Annotated in this window: 23 protein-coding genes; 11 read left to right on the plus strand and 12 right to left on the minus strand. The window is 70.1% G+C overall.

Annotated elements, in window-relative coordinates; all coding sequences use genetic code 11:
* Positions 1 to 9: 9 nt before the first annotated feature.
* Positions 10 to 573 (minus strand): dihydrofolate reductase family protein, encoded by a 564-nt coding sequence (locus OG453_RS03875; protein WP_266864503.1) that lies wholly within the window; start codon positions 571 to 573, stop codon positions 10 to 12.
* Between OG453_RS03875 and OG453_RS45090 the strand changes: the two genes are divergently transcribed.
* Positions 472 to 825 carry a VOC family protein gene (locus OG453_RS45090; RefSeq protein ID WP_323178648.1) on the plus strand — a complete coding sequence of 118 codons (354 nt, stop codon included), beginning with the start codon at positions 472 to 474 and terminating at the stop codon, positions 823 to 825. The genes OG453_RS03875 and OG453_RS45090 overlap by 102 nt on opposite strands.
* 36 nt (positions 826 to 861) lie before the next feature.
* Here the strand turns inward: OG453_RS45090 and OG453_RS03885 are convergent, their stop codons facing one another.
* The gene (locus OG453_RS03885) at positions 862 to 2,379 is read right to left on the minus strand and encodes a PLP-dependent aminotransferase family protein (RefSeq protein ID WP_266864504.1); all 1,518 of its coding nucleotides are present in this window, start codon (positions 2,377 to 2,379) and stop codon (positions 862 to 864) included.
* A 28-nt stretch (positions 2,380 to 2,407) separates the two neighbouring features.
* On the opposite strand from OG453_RS03885, the gene OG453_RS03890 reads away from it, so the two are divergent.
* Complete coding sequence (locus OG453_RS03890) at positions 2,408 to 3,268, plus strand: methyltransferase domain-containing protein (protein WP_266864505.1); 861 nt, start codon at positions 2,408 to 2,410, stop codon at positions 3,266 to 3,268.
* Positions 3,269 to 3,322: 54 nt separating this feature from the next.
* Positions 3,323 to 4,705 carry a serine hydrolase gene (locus tag OG453_RS03895; protein ID WP_266864507.1) on the plus strand — a complete coding sequence of 461 codons (1,383 nt, stop codon included), beginning with the start codon at positions 3,323 to 3,325 and terminating at the stop codon, positions 4,703 to 4,705.
* A gap of 69 nt (positions 4,706 to 4,774) precedes the next feature.
* On the opposite strand, the gene OG453_RS03900 is transcribed toward OG453_RS03895, so the two are convergent.
* A complete protein-coding gene (locus tag OG453_RS03900; RefSeq protein ID WP_266864509.1) occupies positions 4,775 to 5,227 on the minus strand; it encodes a GNAT family N-acetyltransferase in 453 nt (150 codons plus the stop codon).
* Positions 5,228 to 5,267: 40 nt separating this feature from the next.
* Positions 5,268 to 5,726, minus strand: coding sequence for a MarR family winged helix-turn-helix transcriptional regulator (locus tag OG453_RS03905; protein ID WP_135331205.1), 459 nt, complete (start codon positions 5,724 to 5,726; stop codon positions 5,268 to 5,270).
* 140 nt (positions 5,727 to 5,866) lie between these two features.
* Here OG453_RS03905 and OG453_RS03910 point away from each other — a divergent pair, with 140 nt between their 5' ends.
* Together OG453_RS03910 and OG453_RS03915 are read left to right on the plus strand one after the other, a co-directional pair.
* Positions 5,867 to 7,075, plus strand: a complete 1,209-nt coding sequence (locus tag OG453_RS03910) for an MFS transporter (protein ID WP_266864514.1) — start codon at positions 5,867 to 5,869, stop codon at positions 7,073 to 7,075.
* Positions 7,076 to 7,127: 52 nt separating this feature from the next.
* Positions 7,128 to 7,553: a heme-binding protein gene (locus OG453_RS03915; protein ID WP_266864516.1), complete on the plus strand. Its 426-nt coding sequence runs from the start codon at positions 7,128 to 7,130 to the stop codon at positions 7,551 to 7,553.
* Between the two features lie 130 nt (positions 7,554 to 7,683).
* On the opposite strand, the gene OG453_RS03920 is transcribed toward OG453_RS03915, so the two are convergent.
* Both OG453_RS03920 and OG453_RS03925 read right to left on the minus strand, forming a co-directional pair.
* Positions 7,684 to 8,553, minus strand: a complete 870-nt coding sequence (locus OG453_RS03920) for a GNAT family N-acetyltransferase (RefSeq protein ID WP_266864518.1) — start codon at positions 8,551 to 8,553, stop codon at positions 7,684 to 7,686.
* A 5-nt stretch (positions 8,554 to 8,558) separates the two neighbouring features.
* Positions 8,559 to 9,110, minus strand: coding sequence for a DUF2269 domain-containing protein (locus OG453_RS03925; RefSeq protein ID WP_266864520.1), 552 nt, complete (start codon positions 9,108 to 9,110; stop codon positions 8,559 to 8,561).
* A gap of 76 nt (positions 9,111 to 9,186) precedes the next feature.
* Between OG453_RS03925 and OG453_RS03930 the strand changes: the two genes are divergently transcribed.
* Together OG453_RS03930 and OG453_RS03935 are read left to right on the plus strand one after the other, a co-directional pair.
* Positions 9,187 to 9,819 (plus strand): HAD family phosphatase, encoded by a 633-nt coding sequence (locus OG453_RS03930; protein ID WP_266864522.1) that lies wholly within the window; start codon positions 9,187 to 9,189, stop codon positions 9,817 to 9,819.
* Between the two features lie 397 nt (positions 9,820 to 10,216).
* The gene (locus tag OG453_RS03935) at positions 10,217 to 11,758 is read left to right on the plus strand and encodes a globin domain-containing protein (RefSeq protein ID WP_266864524.1); all 1,542 of its coding nucleotides are present in this window, start codon (positions 10,217 to 10,219) and stop codon (positions 11,756 to 11,758) included.
* Between the two features lie 20 nt (positions 11,759 to 11,778).
* Here the strand turns inward: OG453_RS03935 and OG453_RS03940 are convergent, their stop codons facing one another.
* The 5 genes from OG453_RS03940 to OG453_RS03960 form a co-directional block, all read right to left on the minus strand.
* Positions 11,779 to 12,261: an NUDIX domain-containing protein gene (locus OG453_RS03940; protein WP_266864526.1), complete on the minus strand. Its 483-nt coding sequence runs from the start codon at positions 12,259 to 12,261 to the stop codon at positions 11,779 to 11,781.
* Between the two features lie 59 nt (positions 12,262 to 12,320).
* Positions 12,321 to 13,226 carry a LysR family transcriptional regulator gene (locus tag OG453_RS03945; protein ID WP_266864528.1) on the minus strand — a complete coding sequence of 302 codons (906 nt, stop codon included), beginning with the start codon at positions 13,224 to 13,226 and terminating at the stop codon, positions 12,321 to 12,323.
* Positions 13,227 to 13,450: 224 nt separating this feature from the next.
* On the minus strand, positions 13,451 to 14,602 hold the full coding sequence (locus OG453_RS03950) for a cystathionine gamma-lyase (protein ID WP_266864530.1): 1,152 nt from the start codon (positions 14,600 to 14,602) through the stop codon (positions 13,451 to 13,453).
* A gap of 47 nt (positions 14,603 to 14,649) precedes the next feature.
* Positions 14,650 to 15,144: a low molecular weight protein-tyrosine-phosphatase gene (locus OG453_RS03955; protein ID WP_266864532.1), complete on the minus strand. Its 495-nt coding sequence runs from the start codon at positions 15,142 to 15,144 to the stop codon at positions 14,650 to 14,652.
* 9 nt (positions 15,145 to 15,153) lie between these two features.
* Entirely contained in the window at positions 15,154 to 15,534 is a 381-nt protein-coding gene (locus OG453_RS03960; protein WP_266864534.1) for a phage holin family protein, read from the minus strand.
* A gap of 71 nt (positions 15,535 to 15,605) precedes the next feature.
* Here OG453_RS03960 and OG453_RS03965 point away from each other — a divergent pair, with 71 nt between their 5' ends.
* The 4 genes from OG453_RS03965 (at position 15,606) to OG453_RS03980 (ending at position 17,819) form a co-directional block, all read left to right on the plus strand.
* Positions 15,606 to 15,923 (plus strand): cupin domain-containing protein, encoded by a 318-nt coding sequence (locus tag OG453_RS03965; RefSeq protein ID WP_266864536.1) that lies wholly within the window; start codon positions 15,606 to 15,608, stop codon positions 15,921 to 15,923.
* A 167-nt stretch (positions 15,924 to 16,090) separates the two neighbouring features.
* Positions 16,091 to 16,312: a DUF5326 family protein gene (locus OG453_RS03970; RefSeq protein WP_266864538.1), complete on the plus strand. Its 222-nt coding sequence runs from the start codon at positions 16,091 to 16,093 to the stop codon at positions 16,310 to 16,312.
* A 234-nt stretch (positions 16,313 to 16,546) separates the two neighbouring features.
* Positions 16,547 to 17,272 (plus strand): IclR family transcriptional regulator, encoded by a 726-nt coding sequence (locus OG453_RS03975; RefSeq protein WP_266869698.1) that lies wholly within the window; start codon positions 16,547 to 16,549, stop codon positions 17,270 to 17,272.
* 103 nt (positions 17,273 to 17,375) lie between these two features.
* Positions 17,376 to 17,819: an SsgA family sporulation/cell division regulator gene (locus OG453_RS03980; RefSeq protein ID WP_266864540.1), complete on the plus strand. Its 444-nt coding sequence runs from the start codon at positions 17,376 to 17,378 to the stop codon at positions 17,817 to 17,819.
* A 128-nt stretch (positions 17,820 to 17,947) separates the two neighbouring features.
* Here the strand turns inward: OG453_RS03980 and OG453_RS03985 are convergent, their stop codons facing one another.
* Positions 17,948 to 19,390 (minus strand): YibE/F family protein, encoded by a 1,443-nt coding sequence (locus tag OG453_RS03985; RefSeq protein WP_266864542.1) that lies wholly within the window; start codon positions 19,388 to 19,390, stop codon positions 17,948 to 17,950.
* Positions 19,391 to 19,418: the final 28 nt, after the last annotated feature.

Raw genomic sequence — 19,418 nt, forward strand, 5'->3', positions numbered from 1 at the left:
GACGGGCGCTCAGCGCCTCGTCTCGTACCTGGTCAGGAGCACGCCGCAGGGAAACGTCCGCGTCTCCACCAGGTTCAGGTTCACCCAGTTGTCCAGCGCGGTGAAGAACGGCGTGCCGCCGCCCACCAGGACCGGAGCGGTGGCCAGCACGTACTCGTCGATCAGCCCGGCCTGCATGGCGGCCCCGGCGAGCGTCGCGCCGCAGATGTCCATCGGGCCGCCGTCCTCGGCCTTGAGCCGGGTGATCTCGGCGACCGCGTCGCCGGTGACCAGGCGGGTGTTCCAGTCGACCTTGTCGATCGTCGAGGAGAACACCACCTTCGACATGTCCCGCCAGCGGCGCGCGAACTCGATCTCCGCCGGGGTGGCGTTGGGCTGCTGGTCGCCGGTCGGCCAGTAGGAGCTCATCGTCTGCCACAGCTTGCGCCCGTACAGCGTCAGGTCGGTCGCCTGCAACTGGTCGGACCAGAACTGGAACAGCTCGTCGCTCGGCACGCTCCAGCCGATGTCGTCGCCGGGCGCGGCGATGTAGCCGTCCAGGGTCAGGTTCATGCCGTAGATCAGTTTCCGCATGGCGCCAGCCTTCCGTGTGTCGGTCTCACGCGTACGGACCGACGCGGCGCGGGAAACTCATCGGTGCGCGATCTGAGCTCACATGTCCGACTGCATCTCGACTTCCGGCCTGATGACCAGGACGCCGAGGCGACTCGTCTGCTGGCCCATGACGCACAGCGTGTCGACAGTGGCCAGGGTGATCAATCGTGGGTTGTTCTGGCCGACCCCGAAGGCAACGAGTTCTGCATCCTTGGCCGGCGGCGGCAGTAACCCTCAACGGGCGGCTCGGCTGCTGAGAACAAGCAGTCAGGCCAAGTCCCGCACGGCGTCGCCGAGGAGCGAGATGCCCTCGGCGATGTCGGTGGCGGTGGGTGCGGCGTAGCCGAGGACGAGGCCTGGGCGGTGCGGGCGCTGGCCGTGCCAGGACAAGGGCTGGACCTTCACACCGCGCAGCAGGGCCGCCGCGGCGAGGCCGGTGTCGCGGAACGCCGCGTCGAAGGTGATCGTCAGATGCAGGCCGGCAGCGGCGCCGTGCACGACGGCGTTCGGCAGCCGGCTCCTGATCGCGGCGATCATCGCGTCCCTGCGGCGGCGATGGCGCCCCCGCAGAAGACGCAACTGGCGTTCCAGCGCGCCGGATTCCATCAGCTGGGCCAGGACGAGCTGCGGCAGTACGGCGCTGCCGAGGTCGGCGAAGCGCTTGGCGGCGACGAGCGCGTCCCGGTGCCGGGGCGGCGCGATGGCCCAGCCGATGCGCAGCGCCGGAGCGAGCAGCTTGGACACGCTGCCGGCGTACAGGACGTGCTCGGCGAGCAGGGAACGCAGGGCGGGGACCGGGGCGCGGTCGTAGCGGTGCTCGGCGTCGTAGTCGTCCTCGATGATCAGCCCGTCGTGCTCCGTGGCCCAGCGCATCAGCGCGCGCCGGCGTCGGCCGCCGAGCACGACGCCGGTCGGGAACTGGTGAGCCGGTGTCAGCAGGACGGCGGGAGCGCCCGTGGTCTCCAGTGCGTCGACGCGGATGCCGTCGCCGTCGACCGGGACGGGCGGTGTGTCCAGGCGCGCGTTGCGCAGATGCTGCCGGCCGCCGAGCGAGCCGGGGTCCTCCACGGCCACCGCGCGCATCCCGTCGTCGTGCAGCACCTGACCGGCCAGAGTGAGGGTCTGAGCCGTGCCCGCGGTGACGACGACCTCGTCCGGATCGGCGCGGATGCCCCGGCTGCGGGCCAGCCAGTGGGCGAGGGCGACGCGCAGTTCCCGGGCCCCGCGCGGGTCTCCGTATCCGAAGGCGGAGGCCGGGAGTTCCTTGAGTACGGTGCGTTCGGCGCGGAGCCACGCGGTGCGCGGGAACGCCGCGAGATCGGGCACCCCGGGCGAGAGGTCGATCCGGGCCGGCGCGGCCCGCAGCGCGTCGAAGATGTCTGTGCCGGGCGCGGTAGCGAAGAGAGTGCTCGGCGGTGGATGCGGCTGCGCGCGGGCCCTCTCTCCGTCGCCGACCCCTTTGCCCTCCGACCGGACCGTCACGGGCGCGGCGACCACCACGGTGCCGTTGCGCCCCCGCCCCGCGACATGGCCGTCCTCGCTCAGGCGCTGGTACGCCTCGGTGATCACGCCGCGGGACACGCGCAGTTCGCCCGCCAGGGTCCGGGTGGCCGGCAGCCTGCTGCCCACCGGCAGGCGGCCGTCCGCAATCGCGAGGCGCAGCCGCCGGGCCAGCCAGTCCGCGCGCCCGCCGGGCGGGGCATCGTCGATGTTCAGCTGGAGGAAGTCGGCCCCGGGGGACGGCGCTATGGACTGGTCGGCAGCATGGTCATTGGACCTGTTCACCGGGCCATAGTGACAGCAGGCTGAAGCCATGCACACGGCCACCACGAACCCCGCGCCCTCATCTCCCGCCATCCTCCCGGCAGTTGACTACGTCCACGGATACTCGGACCGCGAGGCCCGCAGGCTCGGTGACCAGGCGGACACCCTTGCCGCGCTGCTGCACGAAGGCACGGCGTATCCCGCGGGCAGCCGGGTCCTGGAGGTCGGCTGCGGGGTCGGCGCCCAGACCGTGCACCTCGTCGACTCCAGCCCCGGCGCGCACATCGTCGCCGTCGACCGCTCGGTGGACTCGCTGGCACAGGCCCGCGCCCGCGTCGAGGCCCACGCGCCCGACGCGGACGTCACGTGGTGCCGTGCCGATCTCTTCGATCTTCCTTTCCCGGATGCCGAGTTCGACCACATCTTCGTGTGCTTCGTCCTGGAGCACCTGGCCGCTCCCCGGCGTGCGCTCGCCGCGCTGCGGAGGCTGCTGCGACCCGGCGGGAGCCTCACCGTGATCGAGGGGGACCACGCGTCGGCGTTCTTCCACCCGGACAGTGCCTACGCTCGTGCGGCGATCGGCTGCCTGGTCCAGTTGCAGGCGGACGGTGGTGGAAACGGCCTGATCGGGCGGGAGTTGCAGCCTCTGGTCGCCGGGGCTGGATACGACGACGTCAGGGTGCGGGCGTGCGCCGTCTACGCGGACCGGACCCGCCCCGCGTTGGTCGACGGCTTCACCCGCAGCACGTTCACCGCCATGATCGAGTCCGTCAGGGAGGACGCGCTGGCCGCGGCGCTCATCACCGAGGCCGACTGGGACCGCGGGATCGCCGACCTGCGCAGGACCGCGGACGACGACGGGACCTTCCACTACACGTTCTTCAAGGCCACGGGTACGCGTACCGCATAGCGCGGCCGGCGGAATTCGCTCGACGCACGGCCTCTCCAAAGGTGGACTAGGGCCATGACATCACCCCGTGAAGAGCTGCTGCCCACCACCCGCCGAGCCTTGTTGCACCGCGTCGCCACCGCTCAGGCGGAGGGCCGGGCTCCCTCCCTTGTCGCCTCGGTGCTCAGGGACGGCGAGTTGGTGTGGACCGAGGGCCGCACCTGCGTCGAGGGGCATGCGCCGGACGAGAACGTCCAGTACCGCATCGGCTCGATCACCAAGACCTTCACCGCCGTCCTGGTGATGCGGCTGCGCGACGAGGGCGCCCTTGACCTCTCCGATCCCTTGGAGAAGCACCTTCCGGGCACGGCCGCGGGCGACGTCACCATTGCGGAACTGCTCGCGCACACCAGCGGGTTGGCGGCCGAGACCCCCGGGGAGTGGTGGGAGCGTACGCCCGGTGCGCAGCGTCCCGAGCTGGAAGACGTACTCGGTGAGCAGCCCTTCAAGCACCCCACGGGGCGCCGGTTCCACTACTCCAACCCCGGCTACACGCTGCTCGGTTCGCTGATCGAGGCGCTCCGGGGTGATTCCTGGGAGGCCGTGCTGCGCCGCGAGATCCTTGAGCCGCTGGGCCTGGACCGTACGAGCGCGCAGCCGCAGGCGCCGCACGCGGGCGGCTGGGCCGTCCATCCGTGGGCGGACGTGATGATGCCCGAACCCGCCGAAGACCTGGGTCTCATGGCACCGGCCGGACAGCTGTGGTCCACGACGGCGGATCTGGCCCGGTTCGGCGCCTTCCTCCTGGCGGGCGACGATCGTGTCCTGTCCGCCGATTCGGTACGGGAGATGAGTACTCCGGCGGCGCCCACGCCGCCGGGGGACTGGAACTCGACGTACGGGCTCGGCGCGCAGGTGCTCCGGGTGGACGGGCGCACGCTGGTCGGGCACGGGGGCTCACTGCCGGGCTTCATGGCCGGGCTGTGGGCGATCGAGGAGGAAGGTCTGGTGGCGGTCACGCTGACCAACTGCACCTCCGGTCCGGCCGTGACGTCGCTGGCCGCCGAGCTGCTCCTGATCGTTGCCGAGGCCGAGCCGCGCATCCCCGATGCATGGCGGCCGCTGCCCGAGCTGGACAAGGCTCTGCTGGAGCTCGCGGGGCCCTGGCACTGGGGGACGAACACCTTCGTGCTGCGGCCGGCGGCCGACGGGGCGGTCGGTCTTGCGCCCCTGGTCGGCGGGGGCCGAGGCTCGCGGTTCCGGCCGAACGGCGACGGCACCTGGACCGGGCTCGACGGCTACTTCGCGGGGGAGATCCTGCGGGTGGTGCGGCGGCCGGACGGGTCGGTGAGCCATCTCGACCTCGGCTCGTTCTTCTTCACGCGGGAGCCGTACGACACGGGCGCTCCCGTGCCGGGCGGGGTGGACCCGGAGGGGTGGCGCGGACTTCCCCAGTAGGAGCTCGGTGGGGCGTCGTGTTTCACGTGAAACACGACGCCCCACCCGTACGACACGTCAACGGCAGTGTCAGAGCTGCAACTTGAAGCCCACATGCGATGCCGTGAACCCGAGCCGCTCGTAGAAGCGATGGGCATCGGTGCGGGTGGCGTCGGAGGTCAGCTGCACCAACTGGCAGTTCTGGCGCCGGGATTCCTCGATGGCCCACTCGATAAAGCGGGTGCCGAGGCCGCTGCCGCGCTCGTCGGCGTGGATGCGTACGGCCTCGATGATCGACCGGGTGGCCCCCTTCCGGGACAGCCCGTGAATGATCGTGAGCTGAAGGGTGCCGACGACGCGTCCTTCGCGTACGGTGACGACCTGGTGCTGGTTCGGGTCGCCGGCCAGTCGCTCGTACGCGGCGAGGTACGGCGTGAGGTCGTCCGGCGACTCGCGATGGTTGCCCAGCGAGTCATCGGCGAGCATCTTCACGATGGCGGGGATGTCGTCGGCCACGGCCGGGCGTATCTCAAGATCTCCCATGAGCCGCAGCCTATGCGGCCATCTGCCGGTCGGTCAGTCCTTACGCCGGTACGCGCACCGCTTCCACGGCCCTGACCAGCGGCGCGAGCTCCGGTTCCAGTGCCGCCGCGTCGAGCGCCTCGCGCAGCGCGGTGTCATTGGTGGGCCGCGCCTCGGCGAGCAGAGCGGCGCCCGATTCGCTGACGTCGGTGTAGATGCCCCGGCGGTCGGTCGGGCACAGGTAGCGGGCGAGCAGCCCGCGGTCCTCGAGCCGGGTGACCAGGCGTGTGGTGGCGCTCTGGCTGAGCACGACGGCGTCGGCGACCTGCTTCATCTGCAGATGGCCGCCCTCCCCGTCGTGCTGCCGGCTGAGGACGTCCAGCAGGGAGTACTCGCGCACGCTCAGGCCGTGCTTGGCCTGCAGGGCGCGCTCGATGTGGGTCTCGATCTTCCCGTGGAGCAGGGAGAGCGCGCACCAGCCCTGTGCAAGGGCGGTCAGTGCGGGGTCCGTCGCTGTCATGGCTCTTGTTCCTCCGTCCCGGAGCGGCTGAATCCAGGATAGTGCACCTACGCAATATCCAGCGGTTGCAAGTATCCCGCGTCTGCAACTATTGTGGACGCAAGCTAAGCGCACCTGCAATCGTCTTGGAAGGTAGAACCATGCCTCTCGCGCTACTGGCCCTCGCGATCGGGGCCTTCGGAATCGGGACCACAGAGTTCGTGATCATGGGACTGCTCCCTGAGGTCGCGGGTGACTTCGGCGTCTCCATCCCCACGGCCGGTCTCCTCGTGACCGGCTACGCACTCGGCGTCGTCCTCGGCGCTCCCCTGATGACCGTTCTCGGCACCCGTATCCCGCGCAAGCGGATGCTGATGATCCTGATGGGCCTGTTCATCGCGGGCAATCTGCTCTCCGCCGTGGCCCCGGCCTTCGGCGTGATGCTGGCGGGCCGGGTCGTCGCCTCGCTCGCCCACGGCGCCTTCTTCGGCATCGGCTCGGTCGTCGCGGCGGAGCTGGTCGCGCCGGAGAAGAAGGCCGGAGCGATCGCCATGATGTTCACGGGCCTCACCGTGGCCAATGTGGTCGGTGTGCCGCTCGGCACTCTCGTCGGGCAGACCCTCGGCTGGCGGATCACCTTCGCCATCGTGGCCGGCCTCGGCGTCATCGGCCTCGTGGGCATCGCCAAGCTGGTCCCGGACCTGCCCAAGCCCCAGGGCGTACGGCTCCGCCATGAGCTGGCGGCGTTCCGCAACGTACAAGTACTGCTCGCCATGGCGATGACGATCCTCGGCTTCGGCGGTGTCTTCGCGGCCGTCACCTATCTCGCGCCGATGATGACGGACGTCGCGGGCTACGCGGACTCCTCCGTGACCTGGCTGCTCGTCCTCTTCGGCCTCGGCATGGTCGCGGGCAACCTGATCGGCGGGAAGTTCGCGGATCGCTCGCTGATGCCGCTGCTGTACATCTCGCTGAGCGGGCTTGCCGTGGTGCTCGCCCTCTTCACCTTCACCGCGCACAACAAGATCGCCGCAGCCGTGACCATCGCCCTGATCGGCGCCCTGGGCTTCGCGACCGTGCCGCCGCTGCAGAAGCGGGTGCTCGACCAGGCCTCCGGCGCGCCCACGCTCGCCTCGGCCGTGAACATCGGCGCCTTCAACCTCGGCAACGCCCTCTCGGCCTGGCTCGGCGGCCTCGTGATCTCCGCGGGCCTCGGCTACACCGCCCCGAACTGGGTGGGCGCGGTCCTCGCGGGCTCCGCGCTCGTCCTGGCCGTGCTCTCGGCCGTGCTCGAGCGCCGCTCGGCCACCCCGAGCCTGGTCGTCGCGGGAGCGGCCCCGCTGGAGCAGCCGACGCCCGTTCACCTCTGACCCCACCCCCCATAGCCCCCCGCGCAAGCACCACCGCACAAGGAGAATCCCCATGAGCACCACCGCCACCGCCGTCGCCCCGCTGACCATCCAGGACGCCGAGGCGCTCGTCTCCACGGCCCACCGTGCGGCTGAGGCCGCCGGTGTCATGGTCAGCGTCACCGTCCTCGACGCGGGCGGGCATCTGCTGGCCTTCCGGCGTGACGACCGGGCCGTGCTGATCTCCGGAGAGACCAGCACCCGCAAGGCGTACACGGCGCTTCAGCTCAACGCCCCGACCGCCGACCTCGTCGACCTGGTCAAGCCCGACGGCCCCTTCCACACCCTGCCCACCGCCCTCGACCGGCCGCTGCTCTTCATCGCCGGCGGCATCCCGGTCCACCGCGACGGCCGGCTGATCGGCGCCATCGGCGTCGGCGGTGGAGCGCCCGAGCAGGACCACGGTTTCGCTACGGCGGCCGTGGAGGCGCTCGCGTAGTACGTCGCCATATGCCGCCATACGTCGCCGCGCGAGCACATGACGAAAGGCCCACCCTCAAGCGCCGAGATCTGTCCGGAACTTGGGGGTGGGCCTTTCATCATGCGGTGGCCGCGTGGCCACCGCATGCTCAGCCGGCCGCCACCGTCAGCGGCGCGAAGCGACGCGACCAGTCGCCGGGCAGCTCGGGGATGCCGTACGTCATCACGGCGTTGAAGGCGATGGGCTCCAAGCCGCGTTCCTTCACCCAGGCGAGCAGCTCCTCATGGCGTACGTCGATGTCGGTGCGCAGCGGTCGGTCCGAGCCGGCGGCGAGGGAGCCGATGAGGGCCTTCGCCGTATCCGTGTCGCGGGCGATCAGCGGGCCGATGACGTGGGTCTCCATGTTCGGCCAGGCGCCCGCGTAGCCGATGATCTCGCCGTCGGCCTCCGCGACCCGCAACTGGTCGACGAAGGCCGGAAGGCGGGTGATCATGTGCGTGCGGTCGAGGCCGAAGACCTCGTGGTCGAGCCGGAGGATCGCGGTCAGGTCCTCGGCGGTGGCCGGCCGGGTGGCGACATCGGGCAGCGGGCCGTCAGCGGTGAACCGGCCGCGGACCATCTCGGCGCGGCCGGTCGTCTTGAAACCGAGCTCCTCATAGAGAGGGCGGCCGTTCGGCGTCGCGTGCAGGGTGAGCGGGGTGGTGCCGGCCTCTTCGACGACGTGGCGCATGAGGCGGCGGCCGATGCCCTTGCGGGCGTGCCGCTCGGCGACGAGGACCATGCCGATCGCTCCGAGGCCCGGGCGCTCATGCGGTCCGTACTCGGTCACCACGCAGGCGGCGATGAGGCCGCTTCCGTCGGGGTCGTCGATGCCGTGGCCCGTACCGGCCGAGAGCAGCAGCCCCCATTTGTGGTCCTCGCGTGGCCAGCCCCGGTCCTGGGAGAGGTCGGCGCAGGCGTTGACGTCGCGGAGGGTCAGCCGGCGGATGGGCAGTGCGGAGAGGGAAGGTGTCGACACTCGGGTCAGGCTGTCTGACGTACGTCCGTGACGTCCACCGGTTTGTGGGCAGAAGCACGCTGGTTCCGGCCACGTTGCTTCCGGCCACGGCGGGTCAGACCCCAGGGCTTGAGCACCGAGACGACTGTCATGAAGAGATAGGCGCTCAGGGAGACGATGGGCCCGGCGATCAGGTCGGTCGTATCCGTCACCGGGGAGCCCGCGGCCACCGTGGCGACGGTGTCGTTGATGCCCGGACGCAGCGCGAAGGCTGATAGGGCGGTGGTGGCCAGGGTCAGCCAGAACTTCGTGTAGACCCAGCGGTGCTTGGCGAGTCCCCAAGGAGTTCCGAGGGAAAGCAGCAGTCCGCTCAGCAGCGTGAGCAGCGCCAGGGGGAGCACCAGCCAGTCCGCGAAGAGCTTCATGGAGCGGGCGGCGGCTTCGGTGGTCGCGGCTGAATCCGTGGTGATGGCGGCGAAGGCGAGCGCGAGCAGCCCGAGCGTGAGCCCGAGCCAGCCCGCGGCAGCGGCTACGTGGACGACGAGGGTGGCCCGGCGAGCGGGGCGGCTTAGTTTCACGTGAAACACGGTGCCGGGAACGGCGGCCGGAGGCGTCTGGCAGCGGGAGTAACCGTGGCTACTAGCCTCGGCGTACATGCCTCGCCTTCACCTCTTCGACCTGGACGGAACGCTGCTGCACGGCACGGCGGCCCCCGTGGAGATCTCCCGTCGGCTCGGTCTCGACGCGGAGATCGCGGAGCTGGAACGCGACTTCGTGGCCCGGCGCATCGATCCGCCTCAGTACGCGGTCCGGGTGCGTGCCCTGTGGGCGGATCTCACCGAGGCGCAGGTGACGGCGGCCTTCGCAGGGGCTCCCTGGCTCTCCGGGATCCGGGAGACCTGGGCCGAGATCCGCGAGGGCGGTGACTATTGCGCCGTGATCTCGCTGTCGCCGTCGTTCTTCGTCGAGCGGCTCCTGGCATGGGGAGCGCATGCCGCGTACGGATCGCGATTCCCCTCCGTGCCGTTCACCGAGCCGGTGAATCCGGCGGGCATTCTCAATGCCGCGGCCAAGGTGAAGATCACGGACCGGCTCTGTGAAGAGTTCGGGGTGGGCAGGTCCGATTGCATCGCATATGGCGACTCGCTCTCGGACGTGGAGTTGTTCGGGGCGGTGCCGGTTTCGGTCGCCGTCAATGCGGATCAGCGGCTGGTTGGGCTCGCTACCCACTCTTATGTCGGGCGGGATCTGCGTAAGGCGTATGAATTGGTGTGCCCCGCCCGGTAATTGGCGCAATTGGCAGGCGTGGTCCGCTGAATTCCAGGTGAAGGAAGGCGGACTTGTGTGCCGGACGGCTGCCGGTATGGTCGAGTCCGGTTCGTGCCGGGTGCATCTCTGCGCACCCCTGGGGGGCACGGACGGAGGTCAACGAAGCCTAACGGGGCGAAGAGATCGAAGACCTGAACTTTCGGTTATGCGGCCGGCGCGGTGGCGATGGATGGGACGCTGCGGGGAGATGACTGCGGCCAATGTCACATTCCATCCCTACTTGTCCGTAGGGTCTGGAATCCAAGGTTCAATGCGGGCACACGGGGACACGGGGCGAGACGAAGCGGGGAAAGCAGGCAGCTTCCTACAGGGAAGTGCGCGGACCGACTGAGAGATGTTCGAGGCGAGGCACAGCATGGACTCTCCGACCACCACGTCGGCGGGCAACGGCACTTCCGGCGACAACGGCGGTGGAGGCGGCTGGTTCACCCCACGCAAGGCGCCGCAGCGCTCGGAGGACGTCGAGGCGTCGCGCCCCGCGGCCGATGAGTCCGAGACCCCGGAGGGGCGCCGTGTGGCGTTGATACGCCCCCTGAACAGGCCCGCCCCCGGGCCCGCCCCCGCGTCTCCCACAACGGAATCCGCCGCTCCCGTGGAGCCCACGCGCGACTCCGGGCCCCGGCCCGTGACCGAGGGGCGAATACCGGCAGCCCCCGAGCAGAGCGAGCCCGTCCGGGACGCGGTGGGAACGGCCACGGAGCCACCCCGCGCGGAGCCTCGTCTGGAGCGCGTGCCGGAACCGCGCCCCAAGCCGGAAGCCACGCCGCAGCCCGCGCCCGCCCCCCAGGGATCCCCCGACGCGATCCTCGTGCAGCGCACCATGGCCGAGATCGGCCCTGTCGCCGACAAGGTGACCTCGTACTTCTACGCGCTGCTCTTCACCCGGCACCCCGATCTGCGGCCCCTCTTCCCGGCGGCCATGGACACCCAGCGCGACCGGTTGCTCAAGGCGCTGCTGACCGCCGCCGAGAACGTCGACAACACCGCTGTGCTCGTCGCGTATCTGAAGAACCTCGGCCGCGGCCACCGCAAGTACGGGACGCAGCCCGAGCACTATCCGGCGGTCGGTGAGTGCCTGATCGGCTCGCTCAGCCGCTACGCGAGCGCGGTCTGGGACGACGAGACCGAGGCCGCCTGGGTCCGGACGTACACGACGATCTCCCAGGTCATGATCGACGCGGCGGCCGCGGACGAACTGCGCGCCCCCGCCTGGTGGTTCGCCGAGGTCGTCTCGCACGACCTCAGAACGCCCGACATCGCTGTCGTCACCGTCCGGCCCGACCAGCCCTATCCCTTCCTTGCCGGGCAGTACACGAGCCTGGAGACGCCGTGGTGGCCGCGGATCTGGCGGCACTACTCGTTCGCTTCGGCGCCGCGCTCCGACGGGCTGCTCTCGTTCCACGTGAAGGCCGTCCCCGCCGGCTGGGTGTCCAACGCCCTGGTGCATCACGCCCGCCCCGGTGACGTCATGCGGCTCGGCCCGCCGGCCGGTTCGATGACCGTCGACCACACCACCGACAGCGGACTGCTCTGTCTGGGCGGCGGCACCGGCATCGCCCCCATCAAGGCGCTCGTCGAGGACGTCGCCGAGCACGGCGAGCGGCGGCCCGTCGAGGTCTTCTACGGAGCTCGCACCGACCACGACCTGTACGACATCGACACGATGATGCGGCTCCAGAAGACCCACCCCTGGCTCGCGGTCCGCCCCGTCGTCGACGACCACGCACAGTTCCCGGACGCCGTGCGCGAGTACGGCCCCTGGAACGAGTACGACGCCTACCTCTCGGGTCCGCCCGGCATGATCCGCAGCGGCGTGGACGCCTTGCGGGACGTCGGCATCCCGGCCGGCCGGATCCGCCACGACTCCGTCGAGGAACTGGTGGCCGCGGGCGACTAGCCCGGTCCGGGAGCGTGCGGCTAGCCCAGGTCAGGCGCGTGCATCGCGCGTACGCCCTCGATGTTGCCGTCCAGATAGTGCCGCAGCGACAGCGGTACGAGATGGACCGAGGCGATCCCGACGCGAGTGAAGGGCACGTGGACGATCTCGTACTCGCCGCATGGCTCCTCCACCTCGGGGCCGTGCCGCAGGGCGGCGTCCATGGACTCCAGGCGGCAGACGAAGAAGTGCTGCACCTTCACACCGGTCGCGCCACCGTCCTCGCCGATGTGCTCGACGGTGTCGACGAAGCAGGGCACCACATCCGAGATCTTGGCGCCGAGCTCTTCATGGACCTCGCGGTGGAGCGCGTCGACGACGGTTGCGTCCTCCGCCTCCACGCCGCCGCCCGGAGTGACCCAGTACGGATCGACGCCGGGCTTGGTCCGCTTGATCAGGATCAGGTCGTTGCCATCGAGCAGGACGGCGCGTGCGGTGCGCTTGACCACGGGTCGGACGGTCATGGGAGAAATGTGGCCCGGACTGTTCCACGTGAAACATCGCGAACCAGGCGGAGACCCCGTCAAGCCCAGTCGACGGCAGCACGCAGCAGCCACTCGTGCGCCCGCGCGATGTGCGGCATGGCCAGCGTGCCGGTGCGTACGACGAGGAAATAGGTGCGCAGCGGGGGCACCGCCGGGTCGTGCAGGGCCACGACCTCGCCACTCTCCAGGGCGGGCGCGCACAGATAGCGGGGCAGCACGGCGAGGCCCGCGCCGGAGGCGGCGCAGGCGAGCACCGCCCGCAGGTCGGGCACGATGACGGCGCCCGATGCCGCCGGACGGGTGTCGAAGACGGCGGCCCAGTAACGGGCGACCAGCGGCAGCGACTCATGCACCTCGACCACCGGCAGGTTCTCGAGGGCGGACGCACCCTTGCGCCGCAGCTTTCCGGGGCCGATACGGGCGGCCCAGCGCCGGCCCGCGACCAGGACATGCTCCTCGTCGCAGAGCGGTGTCGCGGTGAGCAGGGCGCCGCGTGGACGGGCCGTGGTGATGGCCAGATCGTGGTGCCCCGCTGAGAGCCCTTCGAGGACCTCCTCCGCGTTGCCGAACGAGGCGCGCAGCGCGAAGCCCTGGCCGTCCTGCCCCGTCAGCGCGGTGAGGGCGGGCAGCGCCAGGGCGGCCGTGAACTCCGGCGGCCCCGCGAGGTGGAGCGTGCGTACCGAAGAGTCCTCGTCGAGCCCGGTCTCGGCGATCTCCACCAGGGCGTCGAGATGCGGGGCGGCCTTGTGCGCGAGTTCGTCGCCGATGGTCGTGGGGGTCACGCCGCGCGCCTGGCGCAGGAACAAGGGGCGGCCCAACTGCCGCTCAAGGGTGCGTATCTGGGACGTCACCGCGGGCTGCGACAGGCCGAGCAGGGCGGCGGCGCGCGTGAAGGAACCGGCCCGGTGCACGGTGACAAATGTGCGCAGCAGGGCCAGATCCATGGCAGCGCCCTCCCCTCCAGGCCCCTGGGCCGCGCCCAACTATAAATATGTCGATAGGTCTCTGTCGCTACTGTGATTGGACACTGACACAGAGTCAACTAGCCTTGTTTGCGCGGTTCTTCGCGCGCAGAACCGGGACGGTCCGAGCCACGAGGGGGGAGGCTCGGACCGTTCGTTGTGCGTAGCGGGGTACTAGCCGGGGGCCGGCAGAGCACCGGAATCGGTCAGTTGTCCGGCTCGGCGGACGCGGCCGCCTCGTCCAGCGCTCGCAGCACATCCGCCACCAGATCCGCCGGGTCCTCGGCCCCGGCAGAGAAGCGGACGAAGCCCTCCGCGACCGCGTCCCCGCCCCAGCGGCCGCGCCGCTCGGCGGTGGACCGTACGCCGCCGAAGCTCGTCGCGTCGTCCACCAGACGCAGCGCGTCGAGAAAACGATCGGCACGCGCGCGTGAGGGCAGCGTGAACGAGACCACGCACCCGAAGCGCCGCATCTGCTGCGAGGCGATCTTGTGCGAGGGATCGTCGGGCAGCCCCGGATAGCGAAGCCCGGTCACCTCGTCGCGGCCGCGCAGCGCTTCGGCGACGGCCAGGGCGTTGGCGTTCTGCCGCTCGGCGCGCAGTTGGAGCGTGGCGAGCGAGCGGTGCGCGAGCCAGGCCTCCATCGGGCCCGGAATCGCCCCGACGATCTTGCGCCAGCGCTTCACGGAAGCGGCCAACTCGGCATCGCGGCAGACGACGTACCCCAGAAGGATGTCGCCGTGCCCCGTGAGCTGCTTGGTGCCGCTGGCCACGGAGAAGTCGGCGCCGAGCTCCAGGGGACGCTGGCCCAGCGGCGTGGCCAGGGTGTTGTCGACCGCGACCAGGGCGCCACGCGCGCGTGCCGCGTCGGCGAGGCGCCGCACGTCGCACACGTCGAGCCCCGGGTTGGACGGGGTCTCGATCCACAGCAGCTTCGCGCCGTCCAGGACGTCGAGCTGGGCGTCGCCGCCGGTCGGGGCGGTGCGCACCTCGATGCCGTACGCGGCGAGCTGCTCGTGGACCAGGGGCAGGGCTTGGTAGCCGTCGTTCGGCATGACCACCACGTCGCCGGCGCGCAGCTGCGAGAAGAGCACCGCCGAGATCGCGGCCATCCCGGAGGCGAAGACCAGGGTCTCGACGTCGTCGCCGGACTCCGGCGCCTCCAACTCGCCGATGGCCCGCTCCAGGAGCGTCCAGGTCGGGTTCTCGTCACGTCCGTAGGTGTACGGCCCCGTGGGGTCGCCCGGCAGGTGGAAGTGCGCGGCGAACACCGGGCCCGGGAGCGTCGGCTCGTGTTTCACCGGCTCGGGGAGGCCGGCCCGCACCGCTCTCGTGCCGTCGCCGATTCCTGAGGCCATCCCTGAGCCCGTTCCTGCGGCTGTGCCTGCGGTTCGTGCGGAATCCGTCATGCCGCCCGCCCTTCCATCGCTTCGCGTACGGCGTCGAGCAGACCGTCGCTCGCCGCCTCGACCATTCTCAGGCACGCGTCGAAGCCGTCGTCGTCGCCGAAGTACGGGTCGGGAACGTCCAGGTCGGTGGCGGCGGGGTCGTACGAGCGCAGCAGCCGGACCTTGTCCGCGTCCGCGGGTGTCGGCGCGAGGCGGCGCAGCGTACGCAGGTGGCCGGTGTCCAGGGCGATCACCAGATCGAGGCGCGGGAACCAGGAGACCTGGAAGCGCCGCGCCAGATGATCGCTCTCGTAGCCGGCCGCCTCCAGGACGGAGACGGTGCGCGGGTCGGCGCCGTCTCCCTCGTGCCAGCCGTCGGTGCCCGCGCTCTCCACCCGGACCAGGCCGCCGAGTCCGGCCTCGTCGACCCGCGCGCGGAAGACGGACTCGGCGATGGGTGACCGGCAGATGTTGCCGGTGCAGACGAAACACACGGAGAAGGGCTGGGGCATCGGGCGGGCTCAGTCCTTGTCGTCGGGCAGGACGACGTTCATCGCCCAGGACACGACCGAGATGATCAGGCCGCCCAGGACGGCGGTCCAGAACCCGTCGACGTGGAAGCTCAGGTCGAACTTGTCGGCCAGCCACGAGGTCAGCAGCAGCATCAGGGCGTTGACCACGAGGGTGATCAGACCCAAGGTCAGGATGAACAGCGGGAAGGTGAGCACCTTCACGATCGGCTTGACCAGGAAGTTCACCAGGCCGAAGAGCAGGGCGACGATGATCAGCGTCCCGGCCTTCTTGCCGGTGCTGTCGCCGGTCAGGGTGATCTTGTCGAGCAGCCATACGGCTACGGCCAGGGCCGCCGCGTTGGCGATCGTCTTGACTACGAAATTCTTCATGTGTCTGATCGTGGCAGACGTAGGGCCGGAGCGGTCGGCCCGCGATCAGCGGCGAGGGGCGTACACGGACGATGAAGGCATTCCGACTGGATGAGCTGGAGGCGGAGCGCGCCGCGAACGACGGTGCGTATCTGCAGTTTCTGCGTGAGCGGAACATGTCGGTCGGGCTGTACGCGCTCGATGCCGGGGAGTCCGACCCCCAACTGCCCCACCAGCAGGACGAGGTGTACATGATCGTCAGCGGCCGGGCGTCGATCACCGTCGGCATGGAGACCACCCAGGTCGCGCGGGGCAGCGTCGTCTATGTGCCCGCGGGCGTGGCCCACAAGTTCCACCACATCAGCGAGGACCTGCGCGTCCTCGTGGTCTTCTCGCCGCCGGAGGGATGACTTCTCGGGGCCGGGACCTCGGGGTTCCCTAAGGGACGGATCAGGGGAGGACAAGGGATCCGAGGCCCCCGTCGAGGACTTCGCCGCCCTAGCATCGAATGCAGGAAGTCAGAGATGCAGAGACGCAGCGATGCGGAGATGCAAAGACGCGCAGAGAGGTAAGGACGATGGCAGCACAGGAGATCTTCTCGGGATTGCCGTGGTGGGTGAAGTGGATCGCGGTGCCGGTCATCGCCCTGGTCGTGTTCGGCAGCGTGATAGCGACCGTTGTCGGATTCGTTGTCGGCCTGTTGTTCAAGGCACTGATTTTCGTGGCGCTCGTCGGTGGACTCATCTACGTCGTACGGAAGTTCATAACGGGCTCGGCCTCGTCACGCAGCGATTGGTGACTTCTCGCAACAGTTCCCTCGGGCGGGGGAAGTTTCCCCGCACGGGGTCTCGGGCCGGTGCCCAGCGGTTAGAGTCCGAAATCCGACGCCGGGTCCGTCCCGCGCGCGGGCGCAATGCGCTTCCTCCCGTGTGATCGCGGGCACGGGCAGACATTCCACGCGCTTCGGGAGTGAACCTTGGCCACAGTTGATGCCGCACCTTCAACTGCCGCCGCGCCGACCCTCATCGGCTCCGTGCAGCGGGCGACGCGACTGCTGGAGGCCGCCGCCGCGCATGAGGGCGGGGCACCCGCCAAGCAGTTGGCCCGTGAGTCGGGGCTCGCGCTTCCCACGGCCTATCACCTGCTGCGCACGCTGACGCACGAAGGCTATCTGCGCCGGGAGAAGGGCCTGTTCGTGCTCGGCGAGGCCGCCGAGCGGCTGAGTGCCAGCGGGGCGCAGCAGAATCGTCGCGGCATGATCAGCGAGGCCTTGGCGCACTGGCGCGACGCCATCGGCGTACCGGTCTATTTCGCCGTCTACCGCGAGGGCGAGATCGAGATCGTGGCGGTCGCGGACACGCCCGGGATTCCGGCCGTCGAAGAGTGGGCGGACTTCCGCGAGACCGGTCATGCCCATGCGATCGGCCAGTGCCTGCTCGGCCAACTCGACGACGAGCAGCGCAAGGACCACCTCGACCGCCATCCGGTGCAGTCGATCACGCGGTACTCGGTCCGTGACGACCGGAGCTTCCTGCGCCGCCTGGACGCGATGGGGCGGATGAAACCCGTGGTGGAGCGGCAGGAGTACGCGCTGGGGACGGTCTGCGCCGCCATTCCGATCACGGCGGGCAACACGGCCGCCACGATGGCGATTTCCGTTCCCTCCTATCAAGCCGAACGGCTACTGCCCGCAGCCGATCGGTTGCAAAATGAGATCGGAAAGCTCCTAGGGGCACTCGCCTTCTCTATCAGCATCTGAAAACTCACTCCTTGTGATCTGATGTGTACGTTAAGCAAGATGCCATGGGTGTCAGGGAGTTGGTTCCTGGCCAGTCGATGTTTAGCGACGGGGTAGGCGGGCGATGCGAGAGCGCGAGTCGGTGCAGGCAGAGGTCATGATGAGCTTCCTTGTTTCCGAGGAGCTGTCGTTTCGCATCCCGGTGGAGCTGCGCTACGAGACCGGAGATCCCTATGCCGTCCGGCTGACCTTCCACCTGCCCGGCGACGCTCCTGTGACCTGGGCGTTCGGGCGGGAGTTGTTGATCGACGGGGTGGGCAGGGCGTGCGGCGACGGGGATGTGCGCATCGCACCCACCGATCCCGAGCTGCTCGAAGAGGTCCTCATCAGGCTTCAGGTCGGCGGTGACCAGGCGTTGTTCCGGGTGGGGATTCCGCCGCTGCTCGCATTCCTCGACCGTACGGACAAGTTGGTGCCGCTCGGGCAGGAGCGGGCGCTCGCCGACTTCGAGACGCACCTGGACGAGGCGTTGGACCGGATCCTCGCGGAGGAGCAGAGCGCGGGCTGACCTCCGGGGGCCAACGGGCACAGCCGGATGGCAGGTTGGTGCATTTCGCGGCATTGGCCTGGGGGGGGGGGCTCGGCGTCGGCTCCCCGTTAGCTAGCGGCCGGCCTCCGGCTCCCCCCGGGGCCACCTCACCGCTTGCGGCGTCGGCCACCGCCTCCGACGCGGCGCTGCTTGGCGGCTGCGGGAGCCGCGGGGGCCGGGGCGGCCGACGCGGCGGTGGTGCCTCCGGTGCGGTCGGCCGAGACGACCAGGGCGGCCAGTGCCGTCGTCACCGGGACCGAGGCGACCAGGCCGATCGAGCCGATCAGGGTGCGCACGATCTCCTCGGCGACCAGCTCGCTGTTGGCCACCGTGCCCACGCTGCTCTGTGCGATCGAGAAGAGCAGGAGCAGCGGCAGCGCGGCGCCGGCGTACGCCAGGACCAGGGTGTTGACCACCGAGGCGATGTGGTCGCGGCCGATGCGGATGCCCGCCCGGTAGAGGCCGCGCCAGCCCATCGTCGGGTTGGCCTGGTGCAGTTCCCAGACCGCGGACGTCTGCGTGACGGTCACGTCGTCGAGGACACCGAGTGAGCCGATGATGACGCCCGCGAGCAGCAGACCGCTCATGTCGATATCCGGGTAAAGGCCGTGAATCAGGCCCGTGTTGTCGTCCGTGTTGCCGCTCAGCGAGGCCCAGCCGATGAAGATCGAGCCGAGCAGTGCGATGAGGACGAGCGAGATCAGCGTGCCGATGACCGCGACCGATGTACGGGCCGTGAGCCCGTGGCACAGATAGAGCGCGATCAGCATGATGGCGCTGGCCCCGACCACCGCCACCACCAGCGGATTCGAGCCCTGCAAGATCGCGGGCAGGATGAAGAAGGTCAGGACGAGGAAGCTCAACGCCAGTGCCACCAGGGCCATGACACCGCGCATCCGCCCCACCACGACGACGACGAGGGCGAAGATCCCGGCGAGCAGCGCCATGGGGACGGTGCGGTCCACATCGGTGACCGAGTACTGCAGCGCCTCCGGGGCCTTGGGCTCATAGGCGACCACCACCCGCTGGCCCTCACTCAACTGCCGGGGCGCGTCCGGCTGGACGATCTCGGTGAAGGTGCGGCCCTTGTCCTTGCCGCTGGTCACCTCGACCGTCGCTTTCTTGCACATGCCCTCCGCGCGTGACTGCGCGGTCTGGCCCTCGGCGGTGGAGGTGTCCCCGGTGGGCGGCGGCTGCGAGGCGTTCACGTCCTTGCAGGGCAGCTCCTCCACCTTGGTCACCGTCGCCGACTCGGTCTGCCGGTCGAAGCCGACCCCGGTGCGCTCATGGCCCGGTGCACCACCGGGCCAGAGCACGGCGAGGCCCACGACGACCGCGGTGGCGAAAGGAATCAGCACCGCGGCGATGACCTTGCGCAGATGCTTGGAGACGGGCGCCGCCGGGCCGTGGCTGTGCGAGTGCCCATGTCCGTGGCCGCCCCCGTCGCCGCCTCCGTCCCCCCGCCCGTGCCCGTCCCCGGGCGGGGTCGAGAAGGGCGGCTGAGACGGCGGCTCGGACGGCGGGCGCGGCGGCGGCTCTGTGGTGGTCACTGCCCGATCATCGCAAGAACGGAGGGGG

Source organism: Streptomyces sp. NBC_01381 (genome assembly GCF_026340305.1).
Lineage (GTDB): Bacteria > Actinomycetota > Actinomycetes > Streptomycetales > Streptomycetaceae > Streptomyces.

Bases quoted from the DNA above. Each gene is read 5' to 3' on its own strand.
- OG453_RS03905 (WP_135331205.1), bottom strand. From the start codon at position 5,726: ATGACAGCGACGGACCCCGCACTGACCGCCCTTGCACAGGGCTGGTGC.
- OG453_RS03890 (WP_266864505.1), top strand. From the start codon at position 2,408: ATGCACACGGCCACCACGAACCCCGCGCCCTCATCTCCCGCCATCCTC.
- OG453_RS03930 (WP_266864522.1), top strand. From the start codon at position 9,187: ATGCCTCGCCTTCACCTCTTCGACCTGGACGGAACGCTGCTGCACGGC.
- OG453_RS03915 (WP_266864516.1), top strand. From the start codon at position 7,128: ATGAGCACCACCGCCACCGCCGTCGCCCCGCTGACCATCCAGGACGCC.
- OG453_RS03960 (WP_266864534.1), bottom strand. From the start codon at position 15,534: ATGAAGAATTTCGTAGTCAAGACGATCGCCAACGCGGCGGCCCTGGCC.
- OG453_RS03945 (WP_266864528.1), bottom strand. From the start codon at position 13,226: ATGGATCTGGCCCTGCTGCGCACATTTGTCACCGTGCACCGGGCCGGT.
- OG453_RS03955 (WP_266864532.1), bottom strand. From the start codon at position 15,144: ATGCCCCAGCCCTTCTCCGTGTGTTTCGTCTGCACCGGCAACATCTGC.
- OG453_RS03940 (WP_266864526.1), bottom strand. From the start codon at position 12,261: ATGACCGTCCGACCCGTGGTCAAGCGCACCGCACGCGCCGTCCTGCTC.
- OG453_RS03980 (WP_266864540.1), top strand. From the start codon at position 17,376: ATGCGAGAGCGCGAGTCGGTGCAGGCAGAGGTCATGATGAGCTTCCTT.
- OG453_RS03875 (WP_266864503.1), bottom strand. From the start codon at position 573: ATGCGGAAACTGATCTACGGCATGAACCTGACCCTGGACGGCTACATC.
- OG453_RS03970 (WP_266864538.1), top strand. From the start codon at position 16,091: ATGGCAGCACAGGAGATCTTCTCGGGATTGCCGTGGTGGGTGAAGTGG.
- OG453_RS03910 (WP_266864514.1), top strand. From the start codon at position 5,867: ATGCCTCTCGCGCTACTGGCCCTCGCGATCGGGGCCTTCGGAATCGGG.
- OG453_RS03965 (WP_266864536.1), top strand. From the start codon at position 15,606: ATGAAGGCATTCCGACTGGATGAGCTGGAGGCGGAGCGCGCCGCGAAC.
- OG453_RS03950 (WP_266864530.1), bottom strand. From the start codon at position 14,602: ATGGCCTCAGGAATCGGCGACGGCACGAGAGCGGTGCGGGCCGGCCTC.
- OG453_RS03935 (WP_266864524.1), top strand. From the start codon at position 10,217: ATGGACTCTCCGACCACCACGTCGGCGGGCAACGGCACTTCCGGCGAC.
- OG453_RS03895 (WP_266864507.1), top strand. From the start codon at position 3,323: ATGACATCACCCCGTGAAGAGCTGCTGCCCACCACCCGCCGAGCCTTG.
- OG453_RS03900 (WP_266864509.1), bottom strand. From the start codon at position 5,227: ATGGGAGATCTTGAGATACGCCCGGCCGTGGCCGACGACATCCCCGCC.